The following is an 8,599-nucleotide window of genomic DNA, read 5'->3' on the forward strand; positions in this document are numbered from 1 at the left end:
CAGCGGCCCGTCGGCGCGGCGATAGGGGACCTGAACGGCCAAGGTCTTCTGCCTCCGGCACACAGGGTGGAGAAGTCCGGAACGGGCCAATCCAGTCCCGCCAGTTTCAGCAGGCTCGCCACCATCCCGGCGGTCTGGCGAAGCGGCAGCTTGAACAGGATCTTGATAGACAGGCAGAGTTGTATGGCCGCATCGGAAAACACTGGCGGGCGTCCCGGCCGACCGTCATGCGGCGCGCGCCACGTCATGTCCTTGTCGACCCAGATCAACAGCGATCCCCGCTTCCGCAGTGACGCGTTGTAGCTGGACCAGTTCGTGGTGCGATAGCGGGCGGGAGGAGGCTTGCTCATGCACCGCGTCTAACGCCATGGATTCGAAAAGTGAATCCTTCGCCGTCTGACTTGTGCAACAACGCCATGCGGGTCGACCTTCGGCCTTCATCCGGTCAGGCGCGTTCGGAATATTCCATCGTCTCGGTGTTCACCACGATCCGCTCGTCCTGCGCCACGAAGGGCGGAACCGACACGCGTACGCCGTTGTCCAGGATCGCCGGCTTGAAGCTGTTGGCCGCGGTCTGGCCCTTCACGACCGGCTCGGTCTCGGCGATGGTGCAGATCACCTTCTGCGGAAGCGTGGCGTTCAATGCCTCGGTGTCGTGGAACTCGACCACGATCGTCATGCCGTCCTGCAGGAACGGGCGCCGCTCGCCCAAGATATCGGCGGGCAGCTCGATCTGGTCATAGGTCTCGGTGTCCATGAACACCAGCTTGCCGTCGTTCTCGAACAGGAACTGCATGTCCTTCTGTTCGAGGCGCACACGCTCGACCTTGTCGGCGGAACGAAAGCGTTCGTTCAGTTTGGAACCGTTGCGCAGGTTGCGCAGTTCCACTTGTGCGAACGCGCCGCCTTTCCCCGGTTTGACGTGGTCCACTTTGACGGCTGCCCACAGGCTGCCGTTGTGCTCCAGGACGTTGCCGGGGCGGATCTCGTTTCCGTTGATCTTAGGCATGAGTGAAACCGTGTCAAAAGGTTGTTGTAAGATTGGCGCTCGCTATATCTCGTGTAGCGCGATGTGGCAAGGCAACGTATCTCGTGCTGCACCTGCAGCAAGCCATGCATTGAGCGCAACGTAGCTATGCGCTCGTGGGGTGTTCGAATCGTTGGCTTTCGGCCATAAGGGCCGTCACGCCCGAAAGACAAGAGCAATAATGATAGGTCGATACATGAAGGATTTCGTTGACGGCACCGCCTTCAATTCCGAACAGGGAAACCGCGCGCGCAAGCTGTTCGCGGCGGTGGTGCTGGCTGCCCTCGATGACGCGATTGCCGATGACAAGAAATACGGCAACGGTCCCGAACAAATTGCCCGCTGGGCACGGTCGCGCGACGGTCGCGAGGTGCTGAGTTGCGCGGGGATCGACCCGAACGAACGCGTCGTGCAGGGGCTGATGGATTTTGTAGCCAAAGGGGTCAGGACGTCCGTCGCGCTGTCTCGCGAGGAAAGCGAGCGGCGGAATGCCGCACAGCAGGCGGAAGCTGCCTGAATCGGTCACTCCGTCCACCAACCTAAGAAAACGCGCCCTATGGGGCGCGTTTTTTTGTTGATTTACCGTAAGTCAGTCGAAATCGCGGCCCAGCAGTGCGCGGTGGATTTCTCGGCGCACGAGCTTGCGCACGCTCTGCGTGATACGGTCGCCCAGCGCGCCTTGCAATTCCGCGCGCACGACCTCTGCGACCAGTCGGCGCAAGGCGTCTTCGTCCAGCGCAAGCGACTCCGGCGGCTTGCAGGATTCATCGGGCGCGGCGAATGTCGGGCCGGTCAGAACGACGGGCGCAGCAAGCGGCGGAGGGCCGTCGGACTGCGTGTCCGGCTGCGCAACAGCATCGCCTCGACCTGATGCGCAGTCCTCCCAGATCATGGAATGCAGCTGCGCGGGCGGCTCTGCAGTTTCGTTCACTCGCAGCGCGTCAGTCAACACGAACCGCGCAGGACGCGGAGCGGCGTCAGCGCCTGCGCCGTCGGCAGAATCCGGATGCGCAGAGACGGGCTTTTCGGCGACCAGTCTGCGAATCGATGACAGGACGCCATCTGTCTCGTCGTTGGGAACCGGATCGGACATGCCTTGCACCATCGCCTGTTTCACCGAAGTGTACCCGCTCGGCGCCCGCCTCACAACGGATTGCGCGAATGCTACTGCTTGCCCATCGAGCGCAGCAAACGGTCCAGCGCACGGCCCTGCGGTGAAAGGGACGAGGGCGCATCCTTGACCAGACGGTAATAGGCGGCCGGGTCGAACGCGGGCACCGGTAGGGCCAGCGCCTCGGCGGTCAACTGGCCCGTCGATGACAGGATCGCATAGGCGGCGACGGTCTCGTCCACCTGAGCCGACAGCAGGTCGGAGCGGGCAAGCAGCAACTCCTGCTCTGCATCCAGAACATCCAGCGTGGTGCGCGCGCCGAGCGTCGCCTCCTCGCGCACGCCTCGGAACGCCACCGTCGCCGCACTGACCTGCGCCTCGAAGGCGTCGATGCTGGCGCGGGCGACGCGCAACCTTGCGTAGGCATTGCCCACCGCCTGCTGTACCTGCTCGACCGTCAGAAGCAGCGCCGCGCGCGCCTGGTCGCGTTCGGCCAAGGCCTGCCGTTCCAGCGAGTTCAGCCGCCCGCCCTGGTAGATCGGCCCTTCCGCGCCCAAGGTAATCGATCCGCCGCGGGAATACGTGTCCTCGCCGAAGGTTTCGGTCAGACCGTAGCGCCCCGAGAGGCTGACAGAGGGTTTCCTGGCGGATTCTGCGATGGCGACCCCGATCTCGGCTATGGTGACGCGGCGCTGCGCAGCCGCGATCTCGGGGTGGCTGCGCACGGCGATCGCCTTGGCGTCGGCCTCTGATGCGGGAAGGCGCGGCAGGCCGGCCGGTTGCTGCAGGTTCTCCGGCAGCACGCCGACGGCGACGCGATACTCCTCGACCGCGATGGCTAGGGTGCCTTGTGCCGCAGACAGTGCGCTTTGCGCGGCTGCCAGCCGGGCCTCTGCCAGCGCGACATCGGTGCGCGTGACCTCGCCGACTTCGAAGCGGTCGCGCGCGGCCTGCAACTCCTGGCCGATGACCCGCACGTTGTTTTCCCGAAGCGCCACCAGCTCGAGCGCGCGGCGGACCTCCATGAACGCCTCGACCGCGCGCAGCAGGACCTGCTGCTCGACCGCGATCAGCTCGGCCCGCGTGCCCAGCACAGCCTCTTTTGCCAGGTCGATCCGCAGGCGGTTGGCGCCGCCGTCATAAAGCGTGATGCTGGCAACCAGCGCCGCACTGGCGGTGTTGTCGACAAAACCGGTTTCCGAAAGCCGGCCCGTCAACGGCGAGGTCGTGCCGCGGACCCCGAACTGCCGCTGGACATCCGCCGACCACGACAGCACCGGGCGCAAGGCCGCGACGGCTTGGGCCACGTCCTCATCCGCGGCCCGCAGCACCGCGCGGTTCTGTTCGATCAGGCCGCTGGTCTCGTAGGCGCGGGTCAACGCCTGCGCCAGGGTTTCCGCCTGCGCGGCCATGCCGCCTGAGACCGTGGCCAAGGCCACAAGCCCGCCGGTCAGTGTCTTGCGCATGGCCGTCAGCACGGGCATCCCCTTCAACATCGGAGCGTCACATCATCAAAGCGCGAAGGTGGCTTCCTTCCGGAATCCGTCGATGACGGGCGCACTCGCATTGAACACCGGTCGCCAGTTGATCCGGCCGTCGACCTTGTAGCCGATCCGGACCGTACCCAACGGCCCCTCCATGAACAGGCAGGCGATCCGCCCGCCTTCCTTCAACTGATCGACGAAGGCGTCAGGCAGGACTTCGATCCCACCCTCGACCACGATCGCGTCGTAGGGGCCGTGCTGGGCGCAGCCTTCGGTCAGCGGACCTTCGACGAGTATGACGTTGTCGGCATCATGCTCGCTCAACAGGCCTTGCGCCTCGGAAATGCGGTCGGCATCGTCCTCGAGCGCGACGACCGCCTCGGCGATGCGCGCTATGACCGCAGCGCTGTAGCCAAGCCCGGCACCCGCGTCCAGAACCAGGTCGTCATTGGTGAGGTCGATCGCCTCGAGCATCTTGGCAAAACAGCGCGGGTCCAGGACAACGCGATCCTGGCCCAGCGCCACCGGCTCGCTCGAATATGCCGCCTCGATGCGGTCTCGGGGCACGAAGACCTCGCGGGGGATGTTCAGCATGGCGTCGATGATCGGAAACTCGGTCACGTCGGCCGTACGCACCTGCGTGTCGACCATGAAACGGCGGCGCGTCGCGAAGTCTGTCATGGGCTCGATATCTTCAATGGAATCTTGCGGCCCGTATCGCACACATGCCGGACCGAGGCAACGACCCCGGCGGCTCGAGATATGCCGTGCGGCGATGGCCGATACCCTTTATCGTCTTGACGCGCCGCGCCGGAAAACCTAATCACCTGCCACCACGGCGGCGAGTTGGCGGAGTGGTTACGCAGCGGATTGCAAATCCGTGCACACCGGTTCGATTCCGGTACTCGCCTCCACCATCCCCTCTTGGCCTTTCTTCCATAGAACGCTAGATGATCAGGCGGCGAGTGACCTATCACTGACACTACCGCTGACACTAGAACCTAGGAGGTATGCCTGTGGATTGGCACCCTGCAACGGTAAGCCGCCGGGGCAACCGTCAGTACATTTCCGTGACGGTACCGCCTGAAGCTGTTGAGGCCGTAGGCCGCGACCAGATCAAGAAGTCAGCCAGGACCACCGATCGGCAGATCGCAGAGCGGCGGAAGCACGATATCGAGGCGCAAATTCGCCACGAAATCCTGGAAGCAGTCGCCCGTCACCGGGCGGTAGCCGAGGACAGCGCGTATCAACGAGCGGTTAACGCACTTCGCCTTCGCGGCAAGACATACACGATGGAGTACGACGCAAAGTTCAACGACGTTTTCGAGCGGCACTTCGAAGAACCCCCTCGCAACGAGAGCGAACTGCGCTTGGTTCAGGAAGCGATGAGCAAAAGGCTGGAGGAATATTCCGGCGGCGACATCAAAGTAGTGAAGCAGCTACTGGAGAGACACCAAGGGCAAATTCCGGACCGAATCAAGCTTCAAGAAATCGTGGATCATGGCCTGTCTGAGGCGCGTGCCGGCTGCGGTATCCGCGAGAGCGTTGAGACGCTGAATAGCTTCCTGCCTCAGGTCGAAATTGCGGCAGAAGAAGCGGTCGAACGAGGTACTATGAAACGCAAGTCCGCTAGGCAGCGGGCCAAGCACATTCGCCATTTCATCAGCGTGGTAGGCGATCTTGAACTGCGCGAAGTCACGGCGAGGCACGCATACGAATACGCCGAGGAGATGTCTGATGGGTACGGTAACTCTACGATCAAGAGCCGCATAAGCGACGTTCGAATCCTCCTTGATCAGGCCGTGAAGAAGGGCCTGCTTCCCCACAACCCGTTTATCCACCTGAAGCTGACCGAGTACGGCAAACGCGGGCGGCATTATGATCCGCTCAATGAAGCGCAACTCGTGGAGATGTTCTCGGCCCCTGCTGTTCCGCTGGTTGTGAAACGCCTGTGGGCGATATTGATCTGCACGGGCATGAGGCTTGATGAAGCAGCAACCCTTCGCCCTAAGCAGGTGAAGGAAAACGACCAGGGAGTTCGCTACTTTGACTTGCGCCACGCTGCGGTGAAGAACGAGGCGGGCAAACGGCGCGTTCCCATCAGTGCAACACTGGAACCGCTGGTCGACCAACTGATGCTTGAACGGGCAGACAAGGATACGCTGTTCGACTTCGAAGTGAACGATGACGGAAAAACAAGCGCGTCGCGCCTCTGTGTGTATTGGATGGGCAAGCTTGATTTGGCGCGTCTAGGCGACAACGAAGACGGCTGGTACGTGACGCACTCGCTCCGGGGGACGTGCAAAGACAAGTTCAGGGATGCGGGTGTTTCTCCTGAGGTTTCGAACTGGATACACGGCCACGACCTTGGCGGCGTCAGCAGGGCGTACGGGCATGGACCGAGCCTGAGCGTATTGAGGGAAGCCGTGGACAAGCTCAAGCATCCTTACCTCGCCCCAATTCTGGATGAAATTGCGCAGCGCAACGAATAGTCGCACTTCCCTGCACGTTGCCCACTTGAGCGACGGAGACGAAGGGATTATCCGGACGCCCTAATACAGCGAGAAATATCAACGGCTTGACGCGGTGGTAATGTCCTGCGAAATGTCCTACCGTAATGTCCAAATGTTGCAGTTTGCGGCCCACCACCGCGTCGATACCCGACTTGGCTTCTTCAGGCAAGTTTCGGGCAAGCCTTTTCGCTTCCCAAAGCCCTAACTAACCCGGCATCGACGGATGCGTTTCCTAATAGAAGGTAATTAGCCGCAAAACTCTGTCATCGGGCCGATATTCAAGCGCTGCCATGAGGCGGAAAGGCTCTCCGTTCGCATCAGGCACCTCAATTATGATACTGAATTTGGTGACGTTATGCTCTTCCAAATGCGACATGTTGTATATGTAGTTCTGGCGCAGCTTGCCGCGAATGATTCCCTGCAATTCATCCGTTGTAACATCGCTCAATCCCGCATGGTGTAGCGAACCCGCCTTGGCCGTCTTCAAGTATTCGAGCTTCGCATTTTCAACCTGAACGTCAAAGTTATTAATGTCAGCCACGCGAGAGTTTACGGAATTAAGGCAGAATTCCGTATCCGCCTCAAATCCACTATATATAGGCCTCTCGATCTTGTACGACAGAAACAAGTCCGCAAGGCTCGACCGAATGCTTATGCACTTGTAGCCGCTGTCTTCAAACGGGAACCCACACATATTCACGTTCTCCATTTCGTCCCGGTCGTCTTCATGACCTTGAATTATGATCCGGCCAAATTTGACGCCGAGGTTCGTTAGGCGCGTAGAAAGCAAGGTCTTGAAACGCGAACTGTAGGTGGTGTTCGCGCAGCCAACATATCCTTTGAAGACCATCATGCCATCGGCCAGTGTCTGAAAAGCTGTGTCTGTAAGATTATTGATGTACACTACATAGAATTGCGTGCTGTGCTGATAAATTATTGTCTTTACGGGGCAAGCCGATTCATGGAATGCTTCGTAAAGCGCGTCTTGATTGTGATTATCGCCTCTGTAGTCGCCGTGCAAAATGCTGTTGTTAGTGTGGGGGTTTAAAAGAGGGATCAAGTGCTTGAAGACTTCGCAGCCATACCCATAATTTTCTATAAGCGTTGTGTCGAAGATCAGCGCGATTTCGAGCTTTTCGCGATCAGGTACTAGCGCCGCTCTAAGTTGGTCGTAATTTACGCCCTTGCGTTTAAGGGAATTCACCAAATTCTTGCGCATCCCTTGTATTTCGAACAACAACCGGTCAGGCGAGAGCCTGAAATAGTCGCGCAAAACTTCAAGCATGACATTATCGCGTGCGTCTATCGTGTGGATTGGAAGAACCTTGCGGATCATTCTGTACCCGTCTCCTTAATGGTAACACGTGGATTCAAAAAAAATCTTTCTGTCAAGGAACGACGCGAAGCTATCTCTTGGCTAGAGTAATGGGTAGCGGCGAAGGCGGAGGCTGTCCCGAAGAATTTGCTGCGTGCGATTAATCCGGCGACTCTCGTTGATGAATGTCGTCGCACGTCTGGCTTCAGTTCTTACGGATTTTTTACTGCGAACGCGCCGTTGCCCCCTGACCTGGCTAAACGCGTGGGTTGACAGTTTCAAGGAGGCCGTGGGTGGTCAGCCGCATGCTACCAACTATCGAATGCGGATCAGCCTTCGGGGGCAGAGGGCAGCGAACGCGTCTTGCATGGCAGCTCCCAGGCAGTCTCGGTGCCGGGCCTGCACCACAAAACTGTCGTGGATCGGGATTGCGGTGATCTTCCGGTCAAGCAGCAGAGCCAGGACACGAAGGGCGATCCGGCTTTCGAGGTTCTGGAGTTGGGGCCATGCCGGTTCGGTGATGCCATCGCGATGCGGGTTTGCCGGTGCGTGATGGTGCCAGAACGCGTCGTAGAGACCAGCGGCCTTCCCTTTTCCGGCGCGGTTCTGTTCGCGAAGCCTTCCACCTATGGCGGACACGGTTTCCGACCTTGTCGCGTTCCCGACGGACAACGTAAGGACCATCTTCATGTCTTCCCTGTGCTGCCCCATACCGAGCATCTGGTAAAGGTCCGGGGCGGCGGGTACCGGCGCGTCCGCGAGGACATAAAGCAGGACCAGTTGCATCGACCCGTAATCTAGTTCGCAAGTGGGCTGACCGTTGATCGTCAGGCGGTCACGCCGCAGATCACGGGGCAGCTGCTGGACCCAATCGCCGAAGAGACGGCCACCACGACCGTCCTTCCCGACAAACCGGCGATAGATGCGTTGATAACCGCCGGGGGCGACTTTCGGCTTGGCCTGCCGGTAGTCAAAGACACGTTCGTACTCGACATAAGATCCGAACCGGCATTCCAGCTTTTGCCTTGCCAAGGCGTCGTTCAGCCGTGGGATAGTGAACTGGCCCCCGTTTCGACCGGACACTCGGGCATAACCATGGAGGCTTAGGCATATGCCTAAGCACGTGCTTATGTCTGACTATGAGATCAT

Annotated in this window: 8 protein-coding genes, 1 tRNA gene and 1 pseudogene; 3 read left to right on the top strand and 7 right to left on the bottom strand. The window is 60.0% G+C overall.

Annotation, left to right across the window (positions count from 1 at the left end; translation table 11 throughout):
• Both BLW27_RS19970 and efp read right to left on the bottom strand, forming a co-directional pair.
• Positions 1-350 (bottom strand): annotated as a pseudogene (locus tag BLW27_RS19970) (transposase); the annotation flags it as partial.
• Positions 351-445: 95 nt separating this feature from the next.
• Positions 446-1,009, bottom strand: a complete 564-nt coding sequence (efp, locus tag BLW27_RS19975) for an elongation factor P (RefSeq protein ID WP_089886429.1) — start codon at positions 1,007-1,009, stop codon at positions 446-448.
• A 214-nt stretch (positions 1,010-1,223) separates the two neighbouring features.
• Here efp and BLW27_RS19980 point away from each other — a divergent pair, with 214 nt between their 5' ends.
• Positions 1,224-1,544, top strand: coding sequence for a DUF6280 family protein (locus BLW27_RS19980; RefSeq protein WP_089886431.1), 321 nt, complete (start codon positions 1,224-1,226; stop codon positions 1,542-1,544).
• A 72-nt stretch (positions 1,545-1,616) separates the two neighbouring features.
• Here the strand turns inward: BLW27_RS19980 and BLW27_RS19985 are convergent, their stop codons facing one another.
• Genes BLW27_RS19985 through BLW27_RS19995 form a run of 3 tightly spaced genes read right to left on the bottom strand, consistent with a single transcriptional unit; the run spans position 1,617 to position 4,303 of the window.
• Complete coding sequence (locus tag BLW27_RS19985) at positions 1,617-2,144, bottom strand: hypothetical protein (protein WP_245710971.1); 528 nt, start codon at positions 2,142-2,144, stop codon at positions 1,617-1,619.
• A 47-nt stretch (positions 2,145-2,191) separates the two neighbouring features.
• Entirely contained in the window at positions 2,192-3,622 is a 1,431-nt protein-coding gene (locus BLW27_RS19990; RefSeq protein WP_425429310.1) for a TolC family outer membrane protein, read from the bottom strand.
• Between the two features lie 27 nt (positions 3,623-3,649).
• The gene (locus BLW27_RS19995) at positions 3,650-4,303 is read right to left on the bottom strand and encodes a protein-L-isoaspartate O-methyltransferase family protein (protein WP_089886434.1); all 654 of its coding nucleotides are present in this window, start codon (positions 4,301-4,303) and stop codon (positions 3,650-3,652) included.
• Positions 4,304-4,462: 159 nt separating this feature from the next.
• On the opposite strand from BLW27_RS19995, the gene BLW27_RS20000 reads away from it, so the two are divergent.
• Positions 4,463-4,536: transfer RNA gene (locus BLW27_RS20000), tRNA-Cys, on the top strand.
• Positions 4,537-4,638: 102 nt separating this feature from the next.
• Positions 4,639-6,114 (top strand): DUF6538 domain-containing protein, encoded by a 1,476-nt coding sequence (locus tag BLW27_RS20005; RefSeq protein ID WP_143042389.1) that lies wholly within the window; start codon positions 4,639-4,641, stop codon positions 6,112-6,114.
• A gap of 253 nt (positions 6,115-6,367) precedes the next feature.
• Here the strand turns inward: BLW27_RS20005 and BLW27_RS20010 are convergent, their stop codons facing one another.
• A complete protein-coding gene (locus tag BLW27_RS20010; RefSeq protein WP_089886439.1) occupies positions 6,368-7,471 on the bottom strand; it encodes a hypothetical protein in 1,104 nt (367 codons plus the stop codon).
• Between the two features lie 294 nt (positions 7,472-7,765).
• Positions 7,766-8,482, bottom strand: coding sequence for a hypothetical protein (locus BLW27_RS20015; protein ID WP_089886441.1), 717 nt, complete (start codon positions 8,480-8,482; stop codon positions 7,766-7,768).
• Between the last annotated feature and the right edge of the window lie 117 nt (positions 8,483-8,599).

It is taken from the genome of Citreimonas salinaria (assembly GCF_900107235.1).
Lineage (GTDB): Bacteria > Pseudomonadota > Alphaproteobacteria > Rhodobacterales > Rhodobacteraceae > Citreimonas > Citreimonas salinaria.

Bases quoted from the DNA above. Each gene is read 5' to 3' on its own strand.
- efp (WP_089886429.1), bottom strand. From the start codon at position 1,009: ATGCCTAAGATCAACGGAAACGAGATCCGCCCCGGCAACGTCCTGGAG.
- BLW27_RS19980 (WP_089886431.1), top strand. From the start codon at position 1,224: ATGAAGGATTTCGTTGACGGCACCGCCTTCAATTCCGAACAGGGAAAC.
- BLW27_RS19990 (WP_425429310.1), bottom strand. From the start codon at position 3,622: ATGCCCGTGCTGACGGCCATGCGCAAGACACTGACCGGCGGGCTTGTG.
- BLW27_RS19995 (WP_089886434.1), bottom strand. From the start codon at position 4,303: ATGACAGACTTCGCGACGCGCCGCCGTTTCATGGTCGACACGCAGGTG.
- BLW27_RS20010 (WP_089886439.1), bottom strand. From the start codon at position 7,471: ATGATCCGCAAGGTTCTTCCAATCCACACGATAGACGCACGCGATAAT.